Origin of the sequence: Vibrio sp. 10N.222.52.B7 (genome assembly GCF_041474275.1) — a bacterium.
Classification (GTDB): domain Bacteria; phylum Pseudomonadota; class Gammaproteobacteria; order Enterobacterales; family Vibrionaceae; genus Vibrio; species Vibrio crassostreae_C.
In genome coordinates this window covers 1-347 of record NZ_JBFRTU010000636.1, presented here as the reverse complement: position 1 = coordinate 347, position 347 = coordinate 1, and the positions used below count along the sequence as shown (strand labels likewise).

The 347-nt window shown below is 40.3% G+C and carries 1 protein-coding gene; it reads left to right on the top strand.

Translation table 11 applies throughout. From position 1 onward, the window contains the following. On the top strand, positions 1 to 347 hold a 347-nt coding region (locus tag AB4512_RS24575; RefSeq protein ID WP_372176086.1), incomplete at both ends, for a GGDEF domain-containing protein.

Sequence of the window (347 nt, the reverse complement as noted above, 5' to 3'; positions counted from 1 at the left end):
TGCTTATATTGTGAACCTGCAAATTCGAGAGAAAGAGCGCTTGTATCGAATGATTGATGAAAGAACAGAGGAGCTTCGCTTTCTTGCCAATCATGACAGTTTAACGGAAATTTATAATCGCCGAGCTTTTAATAAGATGCTTGGTCAATCGATACAAAGTGATAAGCCGTTTAGCTTAATAGTGTTTGATGTTGATAAGTTTAAAGAGATCAATGATAAGTTTGGGCACCCAGCCGGTGATGCGTTACTTATTCATGTGATTAAGGTTATCTCAGTAAGCTTGAAGTCTGGAGATAACCTATTCCGGATGGGAGGGGATGAGTTCGGTATCATCTCGAGCATCACCG